General features: G+C 67.2%; 20 protein-coding genes. 11 read left to right on the forward strand and 9 right to left on the reverse strand.

Features of this window, described 5'->3' with window-relative positions; all coding sequences use genetic code 11:
* Positions 1-7: 7 nt before the first annotated feature.
* From CFB52_RS23545 to CFB52_RS23555, 3 genes are read right to left on the reverse strand one after another with little or no spacing between them, the layout of a single operon-like run.
* Positions 8-1,342, reverse strand: coding sequence for a DUF3100 domain-containing protein (locus tag CFB52_RS23545; protein WP_099317581.1), 1,335 nt, complete (start codon positions 1,340-1,342; stop codon positions 8-10).
* A gap of 48 nt (positions 1,343-1,390) precedes the next feature.
* Positions 1,391-2,908, reverse strand: a complete 1,518-nt coding sequence (locus tag CFB52_RS23550) for an aldehyde dehydrogenase (protein WP_099317582.1) — start codon at positions 2,906-2,908, stop codon at positions 1,391-1,393.
* Between the two features lie 54 nt (positions 2,909-2,962).
* A complete protein-coding gene (locus CFB52_RS23555; RefSeq protein ID WP_099317583.1) occupies positions 2,963-3,835 on the reverse strand; it encodes an NAD(P)-dependent oxidoreductase in 873 nt (290 codons plus the stop codon).
* 143 nt (positions 3,836-3,978) lie between these two features.
* On the opposite strand from CFB52_RS23555, the gene CFB52_RS23560 reads away from it, so the two are divergent.
* Positions 3,979-4,887, forward strand: coding sequence for a LysR family transcriptional regulator (locus CFB52_RS23560; protein ID WP_059584929.1), 909 nt, complete (start codon positions 3,979-3,981; stop codon positions 4,885-4,887).
* A 160-nt stretch (positions 4,888-5,047) separates the two neighbouring features.
* Here CFB52_RS23560 and CFB52_RS23565 read toward each other — a convergent pair whose 3' ends face one another.
* Together CFB52_RS23565 and CFB52_RS23570 are read right to left on the reverse strand one after the other, a co-directional pair.
* On the reverse strand, positions 5,048-6,142 hold the full coding sequence (locus CFB52_RS23565; protein WP_059584928.1) for a TrkA family potassium uptake protein: 1,095 nt from the start codon (positions 6,140-6,142) through the stop codon (positions 5,048-5,050).
* A 60-nt stretch (positions 6,143-6,202) separates the two neighbouring features.
* A complete protein-coding gene (locus tag CFB52_RS23570; protein ID WP_060310784.1) occupies positions 6,203-7,537 on the reverse strand; it encodes an FAD-binding oxidoreductase in 1,335 nt (444 codons plus the stop codon).
* A gap of 212 nt (positions 7,538-7,749) precedes the next feature.
* Between CFB52_RS23570 and CFB52_RS23580 the strand changes: the two genes are divergently transcribed.
* Complete coding sequence (locus tag CFB52_RS23580; protein ID WP_099317584.1) at positions 7,750-8,397, forward strand: hypothetical protein; 648 nt, start codon at positions 7,750-7,752, stop codon at positions 8,395-8,397.
* 175 nt (positions 8,398-8,572) lie between these two features.
* Here the strand turns inward: CFB52_RS23580 and CFB52_RS23585 are convergent, their stop codons facing one another.
* Positions 8,573-8,782 (reverse strand): hypothetical protein, encoded by a 210-nt coding sequence (locus CFB52_RS23585; protein ID WP_059584925.1) that lies wholly within the window; start codon positions 8,780-8,782, stop codon positions 8,573-8,575.
* A 475-nt stretch (positions 8,783-9,257) separates the two neighbouring features.
* On the opposite strand from CFB52_RS23585, the gene CFB52_RS23590 reads away from it, so the two are divergent.
* The 4 genes from CFB52_RS23590 (at position 9,258) to CFB52_RS23605 (ending at position 13,707) form a co-directional block, all read left to right on the forward strand.
* Complete coding sequence (locus tag CFB52_RS23590) at positions 9,258-10,112, forward strand: helix-turn-helix domain-containing protein (protein WP_059584924.1); 855 nt, start codon at positions 9,258-9,260, stop codon at positions 10,110-10,112.
* Between the two features lie 123 nt (positions 10,113-10,235).
* Positions 10,236-11,909: an ATP-dependent helicase gene (locus CFB52_RS23595; protein ID WP_099317585.1), complete on the forward strand. Its 1,674-nt coding sequence runs from the start codon at positions 10,236-10,238 to the stop codon at positions 11,907-11,909.
* Positions 11,910-12,100: 191 nt separating this feature from the next.
* Entirely contained in the window at positions 12,101-13,309 is a 1,209-nt protein-coding gene (locus CFB52_RS23600; protein WP_180278246.1) for a DUF6402 family protein, read from the forward strand.
* Positions 13,310-13,335: 26 nt separating this feature from the next.
* Complete coding sequence (locus CFB52_RS23605) at positions 13,336-13,707, forward strand: hypothetical protein (RefSeq protein WP_257220624.1); 372 nt, start codon at positions 13,336-13,338, stop codon at positions 13,705-13,707.
* Positions 13,708-13,866: 159 nt separating this feature from the next.
* Here the strand turns inward: CFB52_RS23605 and CFB52_RS23610 are convergent, their stop codons facing one another.
* Complete coding sequence (locus CFB52_RS23610) at positions 13,867-15,426, reverse strand: methyl-accepting chemotaxis protein (RefSeq protein ID WP_059584922.1); 1,560 nt, start codon at positions 15,424-15,426, stop codon at positions 13,867-13,869.
* Positions 15,427-15,572: 146 nt separating this feature from the next.
* Entirely contained in the window at positions 15,573-16,571 is a 999-nt protein-coding gene (locus CFB52_RS23615; RefSeq protein ID WP_059584921.1) for a quinone oxidoreductase, read from the reverse strand.
* Between the two features lie 131 nt (positions 16,572-16,702).
* On the opposite strand from CFB52_RS23615, the gene CFB52_RS23620 reads away from it, so the two are divergent.
* From CFB52_RS23620 to CFB52_RS23635, 4 genes are all read left to right on the forward strand, one after another.
* Entirely contained in the window at positions 16,703-17,575 is an 873-nt protein-coding gene (locus CFB52_RS23620) for a LysR family transcriptional regulator (RefSeq protein WP_099317919.1), read from the forward strand.
* An 80-nt stretch (positions 17,576-17,655) separates the two neighbouring features.
* Positions 17,656-18,216 (forward strand): GNAT family N-acetyltransferase, encoded by a 561-nt coding sequence (locus tag CFB52_RS23625; protein ID WP_060310781.1) that lies wholly within the window; start codon positions 17,656-17,658, stop codon positions 18,214-18,216.
* Positions 18,217-18,225: 9 nt separating this feature from the next.
* Positions 18,226-19,074, forward strand: coding sequence for a MerR family transcriptional regulator (locus tag CFB52_RS23630; protein ID WP_059584919.1), 849 nt, complete (start codon positions 18,226-18,228; stop codon positions 19,072-19,074).
* 123 nt (positions 19,075-19,197) lie between these two features.
* Positions 19,198-20,178: a sulfonate ABC transporter substrate-binding protein gene (locus tag CFB52_RS23635; protein ID WP_059639649.1), complete on the forward strand. Its 981-nt coding sequence runs from the start codon at positions 19,198-19,200 to the stop codon at positions 20,176-20,178.
* A gap of 79 nt (positions 20,179-20,257) precedes the next feature.
* On the opposite strand, the gene speB is transcribed toward CFB52_RS23635, so the two are convergent.
* A complete protein-coding gene (gene speB, locus CFB52_RS23640; protein WP_099317586.1) occupies positions 20,258-21,226 on the reverse strand; it encodes an agmatinase in 969 nt (322 codons plus the stop codon).
* 359 nt (positions 21,227-21,585) lie between these two features.
* Here speB and CFB52_RS23645 point away from each other — a divergent pair, with 359 nt between their 5' ends.
* Positions 21,586-22,257: a lysoplasmalogenase gene (locus CFB52_RS23645; RefSeq protein ID WP_099317920.1), complete on the forward strand. Its 672-nt coding sequence runs from the start codon at positions 21,586-21,588 to the stop codon at positions 22,255-22,257.
* The last annotated feature ends 120 nt before the right edge of the window (positions 22,258-22,377 follow it).

Below are 22,377 nucleotides of genomic sequence, written 5' to 3' on the forward strand. Positions count from 1 at the left end.
CATCGGATCAGATATGGAACAGTTGCGCCACCAGGGTCGCGCCGATGAAGGTGCCGGCATTGGCCACGAAGGACACCAGCACGATGCGCCAGCCGAGCCGGCGGAAGGCCGGGATGTCCTTGGCGATCGACAGCCCCGCGAACACCAGCATCGGCGTGGTCACCCCGAGGAAATCGTTGTGCGAGCTGAGCGCGGCGATCTGCGATGCCCACGGGGACCACGGCGAGGTCAGGAACATCGCCACCACCGACACCCAGCAGACCGCCGGAATCCGGCGCCCCGTCACGCGCGCCAGCGCATCGCCGACGATCGTCGCGCCCACCATGATCGCGATTCCCGGCAGTCCCGCCAGCGGTGTGGTGCCGTGGGCGATCCAGTCGCACACCAGCGCCATCGCGGCCGTCACGGTCCAGGCGAGCAGCTTGCCGCCGTAGCCGAGCGCGGGCGCCTCGGTCCGCACCTCGCCCAGCGACGGGCTGGCCGCCTCGGGCTGCGCCGAGGCCTTGGTGGTGCGGCCGATCAGCGGCTCCAGCACGCGATAGCCCCAGACCGCCAGCGGCAGCGAGATGAACAGCGTGAAGTACGTGCCGATGGTGGTGGTGATCAGGTTGCTGGCCGCGGCGAACGCGAGCACCGATTTCGCCGTCTCCGGGTCCTGCTGTGCGGCGATCGCGCCCGAGGCGGCCGCCATCATGCTGCCCGAGCCGACACCCGAGCCCATCGCCAGCGCGAGCGGATCGAAGATGCCGAGGCTGGTCACGAAACCCGCGAACACGGCGATGAACACCGCACCGAACACGGTGCCGGTCAGGTACTCGGCCAGCACGCCGCGGCCCTCGGCCGAATCCATGCCGTATTTCTCGCCGATGATCGCCAGGCTCGGCTCGCGGCCCACCGAGAACGTCGCGCCAATCGCCTCGCGCTTGATGCCGAGCAGCAACGCGAGCGGCAGGCCGAGCAGGATGGTGCCGACGAAGTGGCCGAATTCCTGGAAGGCCAGCGCCCAGCCCGCCGACGCCAGCTTGGGCAGCGCGCTGCCCACCATCAGCCCGAGCTTGGAGACGAACAGCAGCAGCGCCGGCTGCAGGATCGCCGCCGCGAAGAACTGGTCGGGCACGCTCAGGCGCGCGCTGCCGTTCCAGCGCGCGCTGGCGAGCCCCACCGCCGCGCCGAGCAGCAGCGCCCAGATCATCGGCAGCAGCACGACCTTGCCTGGGCCGAGCTTGAACGTGAACGAGCCGATCCATTCGGCGACCAGCAGGATGCCGGCCGCGTAAAGCAGGACCTTGGCGGTGGCCGCGCCGCCCAGCTCGCGGCGCTCGATACCCAGTGCGTGTTCCATGACGAGTCTCCCCTTGAAGCCCGGCTGCCGTCGAATGCGGGCCGGTGGTTACAGATAACCGAACGCGGTGGGCGGCGCTTCGGCCGTCTCGACCCAGACGCTCTTGGTCTGCGTGTATTCGTACAGCGCCTCGACCCCGCTCGAGCGGCCGTAGCCGCTCATGCCGTAGCCGCCGAACGGCGACGCCACATTGATGGTCTTGTAGCCGTTGACCCAGAAGGTGCCGGCATTCACCTGCGCGGCCACGCGATGCGCGCGCGCCACGTCGGTGGTCCAGGCCGCGCCGGCCAGGCCGAAGTCGGTGTCGTTGGCGATCGCGATCGCCTCGTCCTCGGTGTCGAACGGGATGGCGGCCACCACCGGCCCGAAGATCTCGGTGCGCGCCACCTCCATCGCGTTCGACGCGCCGGCCAGCACGGTGGGCGCCACGAAGTAGCCGCCGCGGCCCTCCGCGACGCGCTCGGCCGAGCCGCTGGCGAGCGTGGCGCCAGCGGCCACACCGCGCTCGATCATCGACATCACGTGGTCGTACTGCTTGCGATTGTTGATCGGGCCCACTTCGGTCGCCTCGTCGAGCGGCGCGCCGACACGGATCTTCTTCGCGCCGGCCGCCACCATCGCGACGAATTCGCCGTAGACCGCGCGCTGCACCAGCAGGCGCGAGCCGGCCACGCAGCTCTGGCCCGCGCCGGCGAAGATCGCCGCCTGGGCGGTCAGCGCGGCGCGCTTGAGGTCGGCGTCGGCGAACACGATATTGGCCGACTTGCCGCCCAGTTCCAGCACGCAGGGCAGCACGCGTCGCGCGGCGGCCTCGGCGATGCGCGCGCCGGTGGCCGGCGAGCCGACGAACACCACCTTGCCGACCACGCGATGCGCGATCGCGGCCTGCCCGGCGGTGTGACCGAAGCCGGCCAGCACGTTGACGAGGCCGCGCGGCAGCCCGGCCCGCTCGCCGAGCCTGGCGACCGCGAGCGACGTGAAGGGCGTCAGCTCCGAGGGCTTGAGCAGCACGCCGTTGCCCATCGCCACCGCGGGCGCCACCTGCCACCCGCAGGTGAATACCGGCGCGTTCCAGGGCGTGATCTGCAGCACCACGCCGGCCGGCTCGCGGCGCGTGTAGTTGAGGTGCGAGGTCGGCACCGGAATCACGCTGCCGTAGAACTTGTCGGTCCAGCCCGCGTAGTACTCGAACATTTCGGCGACCTTGCCCACCTCGCCGCGGCAGTCGCGAATCGGCTTGCCCGAGCCCAACGCCTCCAGCCGCGCGATCGCCTCGGCCTCGGCACGGATCGCGCGCGCCACCTCCTGCATCACGCGGCCGCGCGCGGCATGCGTGAGCGCCCACCATTCGCGCTGCGCGCGGCGCGCGCTTTCTGCGGCATGGTCGATCACGGCTGCGCCGGCGTCGCGATAGGCGAGCGTTTCGTCGCCCGTCGCCGCATCGTAAAGCTGGATCGTGTCGCCCTGGCCGGCGACGAGTTCGCCGTCGATATACGAGCCGATCGTGGCGGCACCGGGGAAGAAATGCGCGAAGGCGGCGAGCAACTGGTCTGCGTGCTGGGTCATGTCGGGTTTCCGTACAGGTGAGTCGAGCGGGATCGTGGCGCGGGCGGCCCGGCCTCAGGCCGGGTCGAGGAAGTCGACGATGCGGTTGAAGTCCTCGCCGTCGGCGACGGATGGCTCGCTGGCGGCCCACACGCGCGCCGCCTCGCGCGCCACCGGCGCGACGCTGTCGAACTGGTCGAGCAGGCCCAGCGCGAGCCGCACGTCCTTGCGCATCAGCTTCATCGTGAAACCGGAATCGAATTTGCCGTTGAAGATCCAGGTCGGGTAGTTGGTCAGCGTCGCGCTGTTGCGGCCGGAGCCGCCGTTGAGCGCCTCGACCAGCTTTTCCGGATCGACGCCGGCCGCGCGCGCGGTGCGTACCGCCTCGCTGGCGGCCAGCAGGTGCACGCCGGTCAGCAGGTTGTTGAGCAGCTTGGTGACGTGGCCGGCGCCCACCGGGCCCACATGCACGCGCTTGGCGCTGATCGTCGCGAGGATCGGCTCGATGGCCGCGATATCGCTGTCCGAGCCGCCCAGCACCATGGTCATGGTGGCGGTGGCCGCGCCCTTCGGGCCGCCGCTCACCGGGCCGTCGACGAAGCCGATGCCGCGCTCGGCCAGCGCCGCCGCCACGCGCCGGGTGCTGTCCGGATCGGCCGTGGTGGTGTCGATCACGATCGTGCCCGGTCTCGCGCTCTCGAGCACGCCGCCCGCGCCCAGCACCACCGCCTCGACCACCGCCGAGGTCGGCAGCGACAGCAGCAGCACGTCGGCGTCGCGCGCGATCCCGGCCACCGAATCGCGCGCCGACAGTACCGCCTGTTCGGCCAGCGCGAGCGCCACGCCGGGCGCCGCGTCGTAGCCGAGCACCGTGTAGCCGCCGCGCCGCAGCGAGCCCGCCATGCCGCGCCCCATGTTGCCCAGACCGATCACGCCCACCGTTTTCATCCGACGACTCCCGATAGCTGTTGGTTCGAGGCCGGCGCGCCAGCTTGCGCCCGCCTTGCATGACCACGATGTTCGGCCCGGCGATCCGTATAATCAATCAACGCCAATATTGAGATTGTTCTCTTTTTTAGAACGCCAGGATCATGAGCGAGACCCTTACCGACAGCCGCATCGTCTATTTCTACGAGGCCGTGCGCTGCGGCACGATCCGCGCCGCGGCCGACTGGCTCGACGTGGCGCCCTCGGCGGTGAGCCGCCAGATCGGGTTGCTGGAGAAGGAGCTCGACGCCACCCTGGTGGAGCGCCACGCGCGCGGCGTGACGCCCACCGAAGCGGGACGCTGCGTGATCGAGTATTTCCGCGAGCAGCTCGCGCACCGCGACGACCTGATCTCGCGTCTGCAGGAACTGCGCGGGCTCAAGACCGGCGAGGTCAGCCTGGTGCTCGGCGAGGGCTTCGTCTCGGATCTGCTGGCCGGGCCGATGCAGCAGTTCTGCCGGCAGTTCCCGGGGATCCGCGTCAACCTCGACGTGGGCAGCACCAACGACGTGATCCGCAAGATCTCGAACGACGAGGGCGAGATCGGCCTGGTGTACAACCCGCCGGCCGAGCCCAAGGTGGTGTCGCGCGCGTCGAAGCGGCAGCCGATGATGGCGATCGTCGGCCCCGATTTCCCGCGCCGCACCCACAAGGTGCTGACGGTGCAGCAGCTCGCCACCTACCCGCTGGCGGCCACTCACCCGTCCTACGGTACGCGGCAGATGATGGAAGCCGTGGAATACGCCGAGCGCGTGCGGCTCACGCCGGTCGTCACCACGAATTCCTTCGCGATCCTGAAGGAATTCGTGAAATCGGGGCTCGGTATCTCGGTGATGCCGGCCTTCGCGGTGACGGCCGAACTGCAGGCCAAGGAGTTGTTCGCGATCGAGATCGCGCATCCGATCCTCGAGAACGCCGAAGCGCACATGGTCACGCGCGTGGGCCGCAAGCTCTCGGTGGCCGCCAACAAGATGCTGCAGATGATGACGGGGCAGATGCGGGCGTTTCGTTAGCGGGGGCGGCTCGTACGCCGTCCGGCGACGCGAGGCCGGGCTTGGAGACGGTTTGCCCAAGACCGCTGATTCCGCTGCAAGGTGTTCCGGCAGATCACAGCTGCAGCCGAATTCGAGAAAAGCTTCATGGTCATGGGCACATGACCAAAGTCAAACGCCGTCAAACATCCGGATCCTGAATCCGCGCCGACTGAATCACCACCAGCGTATCGCCCGCCTCGATCCTGCACGGCGGATCCTCGTAAAACGAATAGATCTTCCCGCAGCGATCGAGCCCGACCACGATCGCGCCCGGCACCACGTTCGTCAGGCAGCCGATCTCATGCGGCAACGCCTCGCGCTCCAGCAGCGTCGCGCGCCCGCGCGTCGACAGCATGTCGTTCACGAACGGCACGATGTAGCGGCTGTGGACCGCATCCGCGAGCAACAGCGCGCCGATCTTCGTCGACGACACGATCACGTCCGCGCCGGCCTGCCGCAATTGCCGCTGGTACAGGTTCTCCTGGATCCGCACGACGATCTTCGTATCGGGCGCGATGCTGCGCACCGACAGCGTCAGCAGGATCGCGGTCGGATCGTCGGTCACCGAAATGATCACGGCCTTCGCCGCGCGCACCTGCGCCTGCTGCAGCAGATCCTCGTGCGCCGGATCGCCGAGCAAGCCGGTCACGCCGAGCGACGTCGCCGCCTCGAGGGCCTGCTGCTGCGAATCGATCACGATGATCGTCGCCGGATCGACGCCGCTTTCCAGCAACTCGCGCACCGCGATCGATCCCGACAGGCCATAACCGCACACGACGATGTGATCGGACAGTTGCTTCTGCAGGCGTTTCATGCGGAATTCCTCGATGACGCGCTGGATCACGAACTGATACGCCGTGCCCAGGAAAATGAACCAGATGCCGATACGGATCGGCACGATGAAGAACGCATCGAGCAGGCGCGCGCGCGCCGTGACGGGCACGATATCGCCGTAGCCGACCGTCGCGACCGTGACCATCGTGAAGTACACGAGATCGGCCACCGTCATCGGCGTGCTCTTGGTCGAATCGCGCAGGCCGTCGCGATCCAGATACAGCACGAGGAACGCAAGCGTGCACAACAGCACGACCGCGCCGAGACGGAACAGCAGCGTGCGCTGCGGCGACGTCGCCGGGCGCGTGAACAGCGTGCGCGCGCGCGGCGCCTGCCACGGGTTGCGGGCGCGACGCAGGCGCATGCGCAACGAGCGGCGCTGATCGGATGGCGTGGCCAACGGGGAATCTCCTGAAGGATGCGGGCTCGATTCTACGACGGGAACGCACGCGCGCAGCCGTCACAGCATGCTGCGCGGCCGCACCATCGTCCCGTCGACGAAACGCCGCGCGCGAAACGCCGACAGATCGAGCGACGGCGCGCCCGTGTCGATCCATTCGGCGAGCAGCCGGCCGACGATCGGCCCCATCGCGAAACCGTGCCCGCAGAACCCCGTCGCGATCGCGAGCCCCGACGGCGTACCCGGTGCATCGATCACCGGGATGCCGTCGGGCAGCACGTCGATCAGGCCGGCCCACGCCTCGACGATCTGCGCATCCTTCAGCGCAGGAAAGATCGCCTTGAGCTTCGCGAGCGCGCGCGGCGCATGCGCGCGATTCGGCTGCGGCTGCGGATCGCGCGGCTCGATCGGTCCCGTCGCGCCGCCGATGCGCGCGAGCACGTCGCGCCATGCGGACGCATTCAGGTGCAGCCGGAATTTGTCGCGTTGCGACCAGAATTGCGGCCAGAAGAGGCTCAACCCGCGCAGGTGGCCGAGCGTCAGATCGACGTCGACCTGCATGTCGTCGGCAAGATTGATCGCGCCGTTCGTGCGCTGCCGGATGCCGAGACCATGGCCCCACATCGTCGCCGCGGACACCGGCGGAACCACGTTGGTGCGCATGCAGGTGCCGCGCACGGCCTGCTGCGGCAGCCGGATGCCGACGCCGTCGAGCAGCCGGAAACTGGTCGCGCCCGCCGCGCAGATCACGCGCCGCGTGCGGATCGCGCCGCGCTCGGTCGCGACGCCGACGACCGCGCCGCCGGCCGTCTCGATCGCCGTCACGCCGCAGCCTTCGAAGAAACGCGCGCCCGCCTCGGTCGCGCGCGCCGCGAATGCGGCGGCCACGCGACGCGGCTCGGCCTGCCCGTCGGTCGCCGTATACAAGCCGCCGAGGGTACGGGCCTGCGCCGACAGCCCGCTCACGCGTTCGTCGATCTGGGCGCGCGTCAGCGTGCGCGTGTCGAGCCCGTGTTCGCGCGCCACGGTGAGCCACGCCTGGAACGACGCCCAGTCGTCTTCGTTGTCCGCCATGTAGAGGCAGCCGCCCTGCCGCCATTCGAGATCGAAGCCGAGCGCCTGCTCCAGGCCTTCCCAGATCCGCATGCCGGCCATCATCAGCGGCACTTCGGCGGATTCGCGCCCCTGCTGCCGCACGAAGCCCCACGCGCGCGTCGATTGCTGGCCGGCGATGCGCGACTTGTCGAGCACGACGGCTTTCAGGCCGCGCAGGCCGAGGTAGTAAGCGGCCGCGCAGCCCATGATGCCGGCGCCGGCGATCACGACGTCGGCTTCGGTCGGAAACGCCGTTTCGGCGTGAGTCAATGCGTCGTGCAGCGGATAGGTGGTGGTCATTGTTTTCTGTTGGTAATCGGTGCATGGCCGGCAAAGCTTATCGCGGCAACGTCATCCGATGAAGCGAGCGTCGCGCAACGATCCCGGGCGCCTTGCGCATCCGCACACGACAGCCCGCTCGCGTCTTTCCGGCCGTCCCCGTTTTTTCGGCTTGACGCCCCCGGATCGTCACGCGACGATACTGGATATCCATACAGTATCGTCGCAGCAAAATGATCCTCCCCCCATTCGATCCGCCCAAGCTGAACGACCTCACCGAATGGTGGACGCAGTGCACCTACGCGGACGTCCAGCGTCTGATACTCGAAGTGCAGCACCTCCGCCTGACGCTGTGGGAGTTGAAAGCCCACGTCGCGGACGCATCGCGCCGCATCCGCATGCTCGATCCGGACATGCTCGCGCATGGGTCCGCGCTTCGGCGGCTCGGCTACCTGCTCGACAAGGAGATCGAGCGCGCCAATCCGATCGGACGCACGCGCGACGTGTATGCGCCGTTTTCGGACGAGTGGCGGGCTCGCGCGGCACTGCGCTGCGCATTGCGCGGGCAGCCCGAGCCGGCCGACGCAGGCACGCTGCCGCGCGCGATTCCGGAATTTCAGCGCATCACCTGGGCCGAGCTTCGCGATCGCTGGCGTCACCTGAGCGACAGGAAATCGAATCGACAGAACGTCGAGCAACGGATGGTGCTCGAGATCGCCCGTCAGCGAACCGTGATCCTCGCGCGGGCGCGCAAGCTGGTCGACGCCGCGATCGCCGAGGCGGCGGCAGAGGGAAACCGGTTATTCGCGCTGGATCAGCTCCAGCGGCTCCTGGCGGTCGAGCGGGAGGACGGCGAACCGTTCATGTACATGCCGCCGTAGCGCGAACGCCGTGAACGACGGTCTGCATGCACAAAGTGGACATTCGCAGCCTCCAATCGCGTTGCCTTCGGACGATCGATATCTCACGACGGGAGCCGGCAATCTACGAATTTCCGGGGGCATTCGCAATATTCAGGCAGGAATTCCGGCCGTTCGGGGCGCCGCACGCGCTGCACTACGCATAGCGGCTCAGCCATTCTTCGGAGAATCGTTTCGCGTACGCGACGGCCTCGGCTTCGGTGTCGAATTCACCCAGCTTGCGGAACGCGGCTTCACGGCTGAAACCCACCTTCGTGACCTCGACCTGCGCGGCGTATTTGCCGGCCTCCGTCACGCGCGGCTCGCAGTTCATCTCGTAGCCGCGCATCAAGAATTTCTTCTGCATCGGTTCAACACTTTTTTGAGACGGCGAAATCGTAGCACGCAGCGCCGCGGGCGCCAAAAAATGTATCCGCGCTGGTTTCACTAGAAGAAACCATCGATTGTTCGTCCTGCAACTGCTTCGGCCGTTCGCCGCGCGATATCCTCCGAACATCCCGGCCGGGCGTGATCACGCCCTGCATTGGTGCGTCGCGTTGCGATTACCTGCCGCCTCGTGGGGAATCGCGCGACGGCCCATGGGAATGCAGCCCAAAGGTGCCGAACGCACCGTCGCGCGCACGCGCCGACGCAGGCCCGGCGTAACTTCATGACACACCTTTCACACAAACGCACCTTTCACCACACTGAATGACGACCATTTTGCGGTAAAGTTATCTTTTCCGTGCGTGGCCGGTCGGCTCGCCATTGGACGTCATGAAGACTGTCCGCCGAGACTGCCGCAAGGCGTCGTTCTGAACGTCACGATCCGTTCCCGTAGCATGACCACTGAAGCAATCACCACGGATTCCCTCGCGGTTGCCGAGCGCGTGCGCGAGCTGATGACCCGCAACGGCATCGGCAAGCGCCAGCAGACTACCGAGCTGTGCCGCATCCTCGATCTGAGTTTCTCCCAAGGCCACCGCAAACTGCGCGGCAGCAGCCCCTGGACGCTCGCGCAGATCAAGAAAGTCGCCGAAGCGTACGGCGAACCCGCCGCCCAGCTGTTCGGCGCGCAAACGCTCGACCCGGGCATGGTCGGCGCCTATAGCCAGGAAGCCGTCCTGTATGCGGGCGTCGCCGAGATTCCATGCACCGCCTGGATCGGCGCGCCGCTCGAAGCCGGCGCGCGCCCCGAGTTCGTCGCGTACGAACAGAACGGCCGCTGGCGCGTGCTGCGCCATACCGGCGTGCTGTACCAGAACGCATACGACGTGCACAAGATCGAGATCTATCCGCGCCGCGCGGAAAGCGACAAGCTCGTCGTCGCGGTAATCGACCCCGATCGTGTCAGCGCAACCGAGCTGTGCCGCTATCTCGAACGGCAGGGTTTCGCGACGGCCGCGTTCGACGGTCTCGCGGCATTCGTCGACGCGCTGCAGGGCCAGGCTTTCGACGCAGTCCTGACCGAATGGCTGTTCGACGACGGCACGGCCGCCACCGCGATCAAGGCCGTGCGCACGTCCGACAACCCGGGCGCGCCGGTTTTCGTGCTGACGGGCGCCCTGCTCACCGGCCGCGCGAGCGAAGCCGACATCAGCGAAGTGATCCGCGCGTTCGATGTGGTGTGCTACGAAAAGCCCGCGCGCATGGCGATCCTCAGCGCCGATCTCGCGAAGCGGCTCGCGCGCGGCTGACGTTCGCCGGGCCGGCCGCCCGTCGAACGGCCAACGCCCGCGCGGCGCCGCGGGCATGAACCGGTTCCTCAGTACAATAGCCGCACCCGTTCACGCCCACGCCGGCATCCGCCGCCCGACGCCATGGCCCGCCTCATCCCCGACGACTGGAAAAGCCTCGCCGCGACCGGCGCGGCCGAACGCGAGCGCGAAACGCTCGCCGCGCTCGAACACGCGCTGCCCGACAGCTACACCGTGTATCACGGCGTCCACTGGACGCGCGCCGATCAGGCGTTTTCGGTATTCGGCGAAGCCGCGTTCGTCGTCGTGAGCCCGGCCGGCCGCGTGCTGCTGATCGAGCAGAAGGCCGGCTTCCTGCGCGAGACCCCGAAAGGGCTCGTGAAGGTCTACCTGCAAAAGGAGCGCAATGTCCCGATCCAGCTCGCACGCACGCAGGAGACGCTGCACCGGCGCCTGACGGCCGCGCTCGGCGCGGGCGTCTACGGCGTCGAGGCGCTGCTGTACTGCCCCGACTACTCGATCCGCGACGCGTCGATCGCCGGCGTCGCGCCCGAGCGCATCGTCGATGCGTCGCGCAAGACGCAGCTCGCGCAAGTGATCCTGCAGATCCTGCCCGAGGACGACGAACACTTTCCGAACGCGCCGAAGCTCCACCATTTCCTCGCGGACGAGCTCGCGCTCACGCCCGACACGAGCGCGCTCGTCGGGCAGGCCGGCACGCTCGTCACCCGGCTGTCGGGCGGGCTCGCCGCATGGGCGCGCCAGCTCGACTTCGCGCCGTTCCGGCTGCGCGTGACCGGTACGGCCGGCTCGGGCAAGACCCAGCTCGCGGTCCAGGTGATGCGCGACGCCGTCGCGGCCGGCAAGTGCGTGCTGTATGTGTGCTTCAACCGGCCGCTCGCCGACTACATCGCGCGCATCGCGCCGCCCGGCGCGAAGATCGCGAACTATCATCAGCTGTGCGACTGGGTCGCGCGCGATGGCGGCTATACGCCCGACTTCCAGGCGCCCGGCGAATTCGAACGGCTCGAGGCGCGTTTCGCGCAAGCGCCGATCCCCGAGCGCTGGCGCTTCGACGTGCTGGTCGTCGACGAAGGGCAGGATTTCCACGCACCGTGGGCGGCCGCGCTCGAGCGGCTGCTGGCGCCCGGCGGCGCATGGTGGTGGCTGGAAGATCCGCTGCAGAACCTGTACATGCGCGAACCCGTCGCGCTGCCCGGCTGGGTCACGCTGAAGGCGCTCACGAATTACCGCAGCCCGCGCGACCTGCTCGAATTCGTGCGCGACGTCGTCGGCCGCGTCGAGCCGCTCGCGGCCGAACTGCGCTCGGGCAGCCCGTTCGACGGCTCCGAACCGTCGGTGTCGGCCTACGGCGAAGACGGCGCGTCGGACGACGCATTGGCGCAAGCCTGCATCGATGCGACCAAGCGCGCGATCACGCATGCGTTGTCGCTCGGCTTCCGCAAGCAGGACATCGCGGTGCTGTCGTACCGCGGCCGCGAAGGCTCGGTGCTTGCGCCGCTCGACCAGCTCGGCCCGCACCGGCTCAAGCGCTTCACCGGCAAGTACGACTTGTTCGGCAATCCCGAGTATCGCGAAGGCGACGTGCTGCTCGATTCGATCTACCGCTTCAAGGGTCAGTCGGCGCCGTGCGTGATCCTCACGGAAGTCGACTTCGACGCGCTCGACGCGCGTGCCGCGCGCAAGCTGTTCGTCGGCGCGACGCGCGCGACGATGAAGCTGCTGATCGTCGCGTCGTCGCGCGCGGCCGCGCAACTGGCGGACGCGGCGGGTTGACGCGGCGGGCGGGCGAACGCACGCCCTGGACGAACTTCGACATCGTGGCCGTTGACACAATCGGGCACATTTCCCGACGCCCCGCACCCTTGCCCACGCTCGTTTCAACCTGTTTCGGCAATCCCTGACGCTTTGTCCGCTTGCAGCCGGCCGCTACGATGCCAGGCCATTCGTTGCACGCGGAATATTCGATGGCCGACGTAAAAAAGCTGCCTTACTACGAACCGAAAAAGGGATTGTTCGGATCGGAGTTGAAGGAATACAAGGGTTCCCGAGGGTGTGTCCCGCTCGATACGCAAAGGAGCGTATCGATCGACCGGCTTGCACCGGGGGAAAAGCCGCCGCCCAAAGCGATTTCCAGGCCTTCGATTGCTCCGGAGCCTCCTGCAGCACCTCAACCGCCGCCGCAAGCCGATCAGGCGATAACCAAACGACCGCAGACGCAGGCGGAATCGGAGGTTTGCGAAAATCCGCCCCCTTTCGATCTCCAAGACGTGCCAATCGCGATGGACAATCTGGGCTGGAAGGTTTCGGCCAGGCTTGCGCGGATCTGGTTCGCGGGCGCTGCGCATGTTTACAACGACGATCCAACGTCAGCCCAGCCGCTGAATGACGATGGCGTTACCCTCGAATGGATTTTGAAATTCGGAAATGTCAGAAAAAAGTACAATAAACTTCTCGCGAGCGATATCTACAGCGAACGTTCCATACGAACAGCATCAGATATCACCAAGTCTTTTGTCAAAGAGCTCTTTTTAGAAAGAAATTCTACGTTCAACTTCAACACCGCCTCATTCACAAGAAATTTGCATAAATTTCACAACGACTGGCAATTCCAGCTATCGAAAATAGGAAATTGGGACACCCTGGAGAACCTTTCCCCAACGGATCTCACGGGGGCGCTGGCCAATTTCAACATTTATGCAGCCATTGGAAATGTTGAAATTTCAAGCGAAAAATACTTCAAATATGAAAAATCAGGTGCGCTTTACTGCCTAAGCGCCACGGGTAGAATCACGCATATATATGTTTACGTGAAAGACAACTACTCATTCAACGGAAAACAATATTTAGGCCACTGGAACAAACATGGCGTCATCATCGCCCCGGGGTCAATTCTTACAGGATCAAGCTCGCCAAAACGAGAATCCGACATTGACATTTGGTCAAAAAACATCAACAAACCTGTCGACACACGAAGAAGTATATTAGGAAAATTCAAGACGTCCGATGTTTATTTTCCAATCCATAATGCAGACTACAGTCGATGGCGAGAAAGACATCACAGGGGCAGGGACTTCATGATATATTCGAATCCAGTTTATTTGAAACTGAAGAAACCGATCGATCTTGATCTTGGTGAAATATGCAGAATAGAGCCATCAGATACATTGGCTTAGCCATTGTCATTTACGTATGCGCAGGTTTGATCGTTCATTTCAATCGCCCCGCCTATGGACGGTGTGACTTCTATGATCGCCCGGAGACATTAAATGGCGGTATAAAAAACATGAATGGCGTTTGGTACCGATTCAAGCTGTGCGGCACCGGCGGAAATGATCAGGACGCGACGAATGACAACATTGAGCTAAGAGTGTTTAGTGAAAAGGGCGAGCTTCTTGCAAAGCGATATTTCTCCGTCAACTGGTATCATGGAGAAAGCTCTCACCCGCCTCTGGGTTACGAGGGCAATCTGGTACGCTATATCGACTTGGCCGATGAATCGAATTACAAAAAACATCTGATGATTCCGCCCTCCAAGTGGGATTGGCTTCGTGCCAGACTACCTTTGTTTTAAAGGTTGCACATCAAATTTTGATTTACAAAAAACAAAGCCCCGGTAGCGGGGCTTTGTTTGTCAACAGACTGCTCGCTCGATCATACGACGATAGCATCGACCCACCCGTGAAACAGGTCGCATCAGCCGACAGATCCGCTGCGATTCACCTCGCCCTGCTCAAGCCACCCGGAACGCCCCCACCGCACGCCGCAACCCATCCGCCTGTTCCTCGAGCGACGCAGCCGCGGCCGCCGCCTGCTCGACGAGCGCCGCGTTCTGCTGCGACACCTGATCCATCTGCGACACCGCGCGGTTCACCTGCTCGATCCCGTCACGCTGCTCGCTCGAGGCGGCCGCGATCTCCGTCATGATGCCCGTCACGCGGCCGATCGCCTGCTGGATGTCCTGCATCGTCGCGCCGGCCGTACTGACGAGCCGCGAGCCCGTCGCGACACGCTCGACCGATTCGCCGATCAGCGTACGGATTTCCTTCGCCGCGGACGCCGAGCGCTGCGCCAGCGTACGCACCTCGCCCGCGACCACCGCGAAGCCGCGGCCCTGCTCGCCCGCCCGCGCGGCTTCGACCGCCGCATTCAGCGCGAGGATGTTGGTCTGGAACGCAATTCCCTCGATCGTGCCGATGATGTCGGCGACCTTCTGCGAGCTCTGGTCGATCTCGTTCATCGTGCCGATCACCTCGCCGACGACCGTCGCGCCGCGCGTCGCGATCTCGCTCGCACTGTCCGCGCAGGCCTGCGCCTCGAGCGCGTGGTCGGCATTCTGCTTCACGGTCGCCGTCAGTTGCTCCATGCTCGCGGCCGTCTGCTGCAGCGCCGACGCCTGCTCCTCCGTGCGCTGCGACAGGTCGGTGTTGCCGGCCGCGATCTGGTGCGTCGCCGTCGAAATCGCCTCGGAACCCTGGCTGACCTGGCGCACCGTGTCCGCGAGGCTGCGCTGCATGCCCGTCACGCCCTTGACCAGTTCGGCCATTTCGTCGCGCGACGACCAGCGCAGTTCCGACGTGAGATCGCCGTCCGACAGCCGGCGGAAATGCGACAGCAGGCGATTCACCGGTTGCGTGATCGCGAAATGCAGGCCGATCGCGCAGCCGAGGCATGCGGCCAGCCCGAATGCGATGCCCGCGATCGCGCCGATGCGCATCCAGCCGTAATAGGTCTGCGCGGTGTCGTACACGTCCTTGCCGCGTGCCGCCTGGTACGCATCGAGCGCGTCGGTCGCCTGCGTGAGCGCGACCGACAGCGGCGGCGCGACCGTCATCAGCAACCGGTCGGCTTCGTCGCGCCGCCCTTCGCGGATCGCATCGATCATCGGCTTCAGCGCCTGCCCGATCAGCGCCTGGCGCGCGGCATCGAGGCGGCTCGCGAGCGGGCCCTCGTCGCCGTCGTGCGGCATCGCCGCGTAGTTGCGCCATGCCGTGTCGGCCTTCGCGAGATAGCCCTCGGCCTTCTTCACGAGATCGGGAACCTCCGCCGCGTCCGGATGCAGCAGCGCACGGTCGAGCGTCGTGCGCACGATCGTCAGGTTCAGGCTCGCCGCGGACAGCGCGGTCTTCGCCGCCAGTTGCCGCGTATAGGCCTCGTCGAGGGCGCGATTGGAACTCTGCATGCCCGCGAGGCCGATCAGCCCCGACACGACGAGCAGCGCGGCAACGAGGCCGAGCGTGGAGAAAATCCGCGTACGGATCGAGAAACGGGAAAACAGGGCGTTCAGGTTCATGACGGCACGTGAGCGATGAAAAATGCCGCGGCAATCGGTCCGCGGCCCTCTGTATTACGGTTTGCCTGCACAAAACTTGAGTCCGTCCCTGCTTCGCGGCTGATCGTCGTCAATTTTTCGGGCGGGCAAGCCGCCCGCGCCCGCCGTCACGCCAGCAGCACGACGCCGCCCGTGGTCGCGCGCGACTCCAGCAACCGGTGAGCATCGGCCGCCTGCTCCAGCGGCAGCCGCGCGCCGATCTCGACGTGCATCCCGCCCGCCAGCCGGTCGAGCGTCGCGCGCGCGGCGTCGCGATACGCGCCGACGTCGCGCGCGATGAAGCCGAGCACGCTCGGCCGCGCGACCGCGATCGAACGCGCCGGGCCCAACTCGTCGAGATCGAACGTCTGTCGCGCGCCGATCGCGGCCACCTGCCCGATGCTCGCGACCATCCCGAACGGACGAATCGCCCCGAGCGTGCGGGTCAGCACGTCGCCGCCGATGCCGTCGATCGCGTAGTCGACGCCCGCACCGCCGCCGAACGCACGCGCCGCCGCGACGAAATCCTCCTCTCGATAATCGACCACCGCTTCGGCGCCGTGCGTGCGCACGAGCGCGGCCTTCGCCGCCGAACCGACGGTGCCGATCACCCGCGCGCCGAGCGCACGCGCCCATTGCGTCGCCAGCAGGCCGACGCCGCCGGCCGCCGCATGCACGAGCACCGTATCGCCGGCGCCGACCTGCCGCACGCGATGCAGCAGCATGTACACGGTGATCCCCTTCAGCAGCCCGGCGGCAGCGGCTTCGTCGCTCAGGCCGTCGGGAATCGGCAGTACGCGCTCGGCCGGCATCGTGCGCAGGCTCGCATAGCTGCCGGTCGGCATGCCGGCATAGGCGACGCGCCGACCGGGCACGAGATCCGGCACGCCCGGCCCGACCGCGTCGATCACGCCGGCCGCCTCGACGCCGAGCGCCGCCGGCAGCGCAGGCAATGCATGCGCGCCCGTTCTGAAATAGATGTCGACGAAATTCACGCCGATGGCGGTCTGGCGAATCCGCACTTCGCCGGCGCCGGGCGGCGCGACGGGCGCATCGACGCGGCGCAGCACGCCGGCGTCGCCGTAACGATCGATCCCGATCCGGATGGCGTGGGTGGTTTCGGTCATGACGTTCCTCGTTATCGAATGAAGTGACACGATCATCCCATCGTGCATAATCGAACGGAATTCACGTTGAACGCCCACCTATTGTGCAAAATTCGACCGACCGCGATCCTGTTACCTCGCCCGCATTGCCGATGAGCTGGGACGACATCCGCTACTTTCTGGCGGTGATGCGCGGCGGCAGCCTGTCGGCCGCCGCCCGCGTGCTACAGGTCCAGCATTCGACGGTCGCGCGGCGCATCGACGCGCTGGAATCGGCGCTCGGGATCCGGCTGTTCGATCGGCTGCCGCGCGGGTGGCCGCCGACCGACGAAGGGCTGCACCTCGCCGAGCACGCCGCCCGCCTCGAAGCCGACGCGCATGCGTTCGCGCGCGCCGCGCAGGGCGCGGCCTCGCTCGACGGCGTGGTACGCGTATCGGCGTCGCCGGTGTTCGCGAGCCACTTCCTCGCGCCGCGCCTCGCCCGTGCGCAGCGCGCGTGGCCGGCGCTGCGGATCGACCTGATGGGCGAGATGCATGCGGCGAACCTGTATGCGCGCGAAGCCGATCTCGCGGTGCGGCTGTCGCGGCCGAGCGAGCCGGGGCTCGCCGCGCGCCGGCTCGGTACGATGCGCTTCGCGCTGTGCGCGGCACCGGAATGGGCGGATGCGCCGCCCGACACCTGGCCGTTCGTCGGCTACGACGACGCGCTCGCGCAAACGCCGCAGCAGCAGTGGCTCGAACGCTTCGCGGCCGGGCGCCGCTTCGCGTTCATCGCCAACGACCTGGCCGCGCAACATCGCGCGTGCGCAGCCGGGGCCGGTGTCGCGCTGCTGCCGCGCTTTCTCGTCGACGATCCAACGGCGCACGCCGGCGCGCCGCTCGTCGAGCTGACGGCCGCCCCGCGTTGCGACATCGAGCGCGAGATCTGGCTCGTGGTTCATCCGGACGTGCGCCGATCGCCGCGCGTGCAGCGCGTCGCCGACGCGATCGCCGACGCGGTGCATGCGGCGGACGGCCGCCTGTAAGCCGCCGAAACCGCAAACGGCTTTGCCACGCGCGTCGGCGGCCGGCATAGTAGCGCTTTCACTTCATTCGCCCCGCCGCCATGTCCACCGCCTCCGCCTGCGTCGTGCGTGACGCGACCGACGCCGACCTCGATGCCATCCATGCGATCTATGCGCACCACGTTCGCCACAGCGTCGCGTCGTTCGAGGAAACGCCGCCCGACGTCGCCGAACTGCGCGCACGCCGCGATGCGGTGCTGAACCACGGGCTGCCGTACCTCGTCGCCGAATGCGACGGCCGCGTGGCCGGCTACGCGTACGCGACGCCGTACCGCACGCGCAGCGCGTACCGCTTCACGATCGAGGATTCGATCTACATCGACGATGCGCAACGCGGGCGCGGAATCGGCCGCGCGTTGCTCGCGGCGCTGATCGCGCGCTGCGAAGGCGGCCCGTGGCGGCAGATGATCGCGGTGATCGCCGACGGCGGCACCGGCGGCTCGACGTCGCTGCATCGCGCGTTCGGTTTCGAGCCGGCCGGCCTGTTGAAAGCGGTCGGCTTCAAGCACGGCCGCTGGATCGACACGGCGCTGCTGCAGCGCCCGCTCGGCGACGGCGCGAACACGCGCCCCGCCTCGCCCGAGCCTGCCCCGGCGCGCTAGAATGGCCGCATGTCAAAACAGACTCATTCCACGCCCGACGAGGCCGCGCCGGATTCCCGCAACGAGTACACGGTCGACGAGCTCGCGCGCGTGTCCGACACCACCGTGCGCAACGTCCGCGCCTACCAGGATCGCGGGCTGCTCGCGCCGCCGGAGAAACGCGGGCGCGTCGGCATCTACGACGACACGCACGTCGCGCGTCTGAAGCTGATCAACCATCTGCTCGCGCGCGGCTACACGCTGTCGAACATCCAGGACCTGATCAAGGCGATCGACGAAGGCCACGACCTGCGCTCGATCCTCGGCCTCGAGAACGCGATCGGCGGCCGCTGGTCGCACGAGTTGCCGAAAACCTACTCGCTCGCGCAACTCGCGCAGATGTTCGGCCCGCAGGCGACCACGCAACTGTCGCGCGTGACCGAGCTCGGGCTGCTCGAACGGCGCGGCCTGTCGTTCGTCGCGAAGAGCCCCGCGCTGCTCGAGGCGGCGGCCGCGATGACGAAGGAAGGGATTCCGCCGCGCGAGCTGCTCGACGTGATCAGCCTCGCGCGGCCGCATTTCGACGCGATCGCGCGGCTGCTCGTCGATCTCGTCGTGAAGCGGCTCGACCGCTACGACGCCGGCACGCTGCCGCCGGCCACCGACGTGCCCCAACTGGTCGACGCGATCTGGCGCCTGCGCCCGCTCGCGGCCGTGTTCGTCGAAGGCGAGACGAACCGCGCGCTCGAAACCGCGGCCGGCGCATATCTCGGCGGGCGGGTCGCGACGATCCTCGACAAGAAGCTCAGCGACGAAGCAGCGCGGCAGTCCGGCACGACGGACACGCCCGATCCGGCGGGCGGCGGCGACAAAGCATAGGCCCGACGCCGTCATATCCATATCGGCAATGCTTCGTTTGCGGGCGCGATCGCCCATGCGACGATTCTTCCAACCGAGCGGCGCCGGCCGCTCCCCGAAGATGCCTCGCATGGAGTTCGTTCGATGATTCGTTTCACCCGCTGGATCACCCGCGCCGCCGCCGTCTCGCTCGTTGCCCTGTCCGCCGCGTCGGCGTTCGCGCAAGGCGGCGCCGACAAGATCGTGCGCATCGGTTATCAAAAGGCCGGCCTGCTGTCGGTCGTCAAGGCGCAGGGCGCGCTCGAAGCGCGGCTCAAGCCGCTCGGCTATGGCGTTCAATGGTTCGAATTCCCGGCCGGCCCTCAACTGCTCGAGGCGCTGAACGCGAACAGCATCGACTTCGGCTACACGGGCGCGCCGCCGCCCGTGTTCGCGCAGGCGGCCGGCGTGCAGTTCGTCTATGTCGGCGCGGAACCGCCGGCGCCGCACAACGAAGCGGTGTTCGTGAAGGCCGATTCGCCGATCCGGACGGTGGCCGGCCTGCGCGGCAAGAAGGTCGCATTGCAGAAAGGCTCGAGCGCGAACTACCTGCTGCTCGAGGCGCTGAAGAAAGCCGGCGTGCGCTATGACGAAATCCAGCCGGTGTATCTCCCGCCGGCCGATGCGCGCGCCGCGTTCGAAAGCGGCAACGTCGATGCGTGGGCCGTGTGGGATCCGTACTACGCGGCCGCGCAAAGCGCGCTGAAGGTGCGCACGCTGTCCGACTACACGGGGCTCGCCGCGACCAACAATTTCTACGAGGCGACGCGGAGTTTCGCGCAACAGCATCCCGACGTGGTCGGCGCGATCCTGAAACAGGCGCGGGAAACGGGCCAGTGGGTCAACGCGCATCCGGCCGACACGGCCGCGCTGCTTGCGCCGAAGGTCGGGTTGCCGCAGGCGCTCGTCGAGACGTGGATCAAGCGCGTGCCGTTCGGTGCGGTGCCGATCGATGAACGCATCGTCGCCGCGCAGCAAGGTGTGGCCGATGCGTTCCACGCGGCGAAGCTGATTCCGCAGAAACTGAGCGTGGCCGAAAACGCCTGGGTCGACAAAAGCGTGGCGGGTGCGCTGGCGGCGAAGTAACGCGCGCGGCCCCCTGCATCGGCAGGCCGGCCGGGCGCGATGCCCCGCCGGCCGCTGTCGCGTGCCGCGCGCCACGCGCTCAACGCAACGCCCCCGCCACCTTCTTCTGCCGCCACAGACACAGCAGATCGCACGCCACATGCGCGGCCGCGATCGCCGTGATGTCCGCGTGATCGTACGCCGGCGCCACCTCCACGACGTCCGCCCCGACCAGATTCACCGCCCCGAGCGCGCGCACGATCGCCAGCGCCTGCGCGGACGACAACCCGCCCGCGACCGGCGTCCCCGTTCCTGGCGCGAACGCCGGATCGAGGCAATCGATATCGAACGTCAGGTATGCAGGCCGCGTACCGACGATCTCGACGATGCGCTCGACCGCCGCCCGCGCACCCTGGTCATGCACCCACGCGGCATCGAGCCGCTCGATCCCGAGAAAGTCGTCGTTCCACGTACGAATGCCGACCTGCACCGACGTCGCGGGATCGATCAGCCCTTCCTTCACGGCCTTGTAGAACATCGTCCCGTGATTGAGGCTGTCCGGGTCGTCGTCGGCCCACGTATCGCAGTGCGCGTCGAAATGGATCAGCGACAGCGGCTTGCCGTGGCGCTCCGCGTGCGCGACCAGCAGCGGATACGTGATGTAGTGGTCGCCACCGAGCGTCAGCATCTTCGCGCCCGAGCGCAAGATCGTGCGTGCATGCTCGACGATCGCCGGCTTGATCGACAGCGGGTTGTGCGCGTCGAACCAGCAGTCGCCGTAGTCGACGGCCGCGAGATCGTCGAACGGATCGAAGCCCCACGGATACGGGTTGAGCTCCGCGAGTTGCACGCTCGCCGCGCGGATCGCGGCCGGCCCGAGCCGCGCACCGGAGCGATACGTCGTCGCGAGATCGAGCGGCACGCCGGAAATCGCGACGTCGACGCCGTCGAGCGCGCGCGAGTAATTGCGGCGCATGAACGACAGCACGCCCGCATAGGTGTTTTCGATCGAGGAACCGTACGGCGTCGTGCGACGGATCGCGCCGTCGCCGTGGAGAAGTTCGGTCATGGTCGGACCTGTTTTCGTGGCGGCCGCGCCGCCCCGCTTCGAACGAGCGCGCGGGCCGGGCACGGCGGGGATTCATCGGGCATGCATCGGCTCGCGCATTCAGTCGCGAGGCGACGCGGGACATCGACAGCGACAACGGCAATACCGCGGCGATCATAGCAAGCCGAATCGCAGCCGTTGCCCCGGTTCCGCCGGGGCAACGCGCGGAAAAATCCGGTGCCGCAGCGCAGGCCGCCGTCGTCGTTTCCTAGAAGGATTCGCCGGTTTTGGCGTGCTCGTTCTTCCGGATAATGGCCGGCAGCCGCTCCCCCGACGACGCGTCGTCCACCGCAGACGACAACAAACCGGAGACACCCGCCTTGATCGCCACGCTTCCCGCCACCTACCGCCGGCTCTGGCTGCTCGCCATCGCCGCGGCGCTGCTGTACGGGCTGTCGCTCGCCACCGCCCCCTATCCGGGCCAGGCCGCCGCGAAAGCCGCGATGGGCATCCTGCTGCTCGCGGCGGGCAGCACCTGCGTCGCGGCGCGCGAACGCGCATGGCTGTGCGCGGCGCTCGCGGCCGCCGTGCTCGGCGACGTGCTGCTCGCGCTGCCCGACTGGCCGCTGTCGTTCGTCCTCGGCCTCGGCGCATTCCTGCTCACGCACGCGTGTTATTGCGCGATCTTCTTTCGATGGCGCGCGCGGCCGCACGGCTGGCGCATCGTTGCGCTCGTCGGACTGTGGATCGCCGCGCCGGGGTTCTATGCGGCGTTCTTCCCGCACCTCGGCGAGCTGCTGGCGCCGGTCGCCGTCTACATGCTCGTGCTGTGCGTGATGGCGAGCTTCGCGCTCGCCGCCCGCACGCGCGGCCCGCTGGTCGCCATCGGCAGCCTGATCTTCGTCGGCTCCGACACGCTGATCGGCGTCGGCCGCTTCCTCGGCGTTTTTCCGGGCATCGACTATCTGATCTGGGGCCTCTATGCGCTCGCGCAGGTCACGATCGTGGCCGGGGTTTTCCATGAGATCGCCGGCCGGTCGATCAGCCCCTGATACCGTTTCAAACGGGCCGCCGCGCGCGGGCGGCCCCGGTTTTCCCCTGTCTTGCCCTGCCGACGGCCTTTTCCGCTCATCCCGCATTGCGGAAGCCGGACCGTTCCAAACCCCGCTCAG

It is taken from the genome of Burkholderia sp. AU18528, from assembly GCF_002223215.2.
Taxonomy (GTDB): Bacteria; Pseudomonadota; Gammaproteobacteria; order Burkholderiales; family Burkholderiaceae; genus Burkholderia; species Burkholderia semiarida.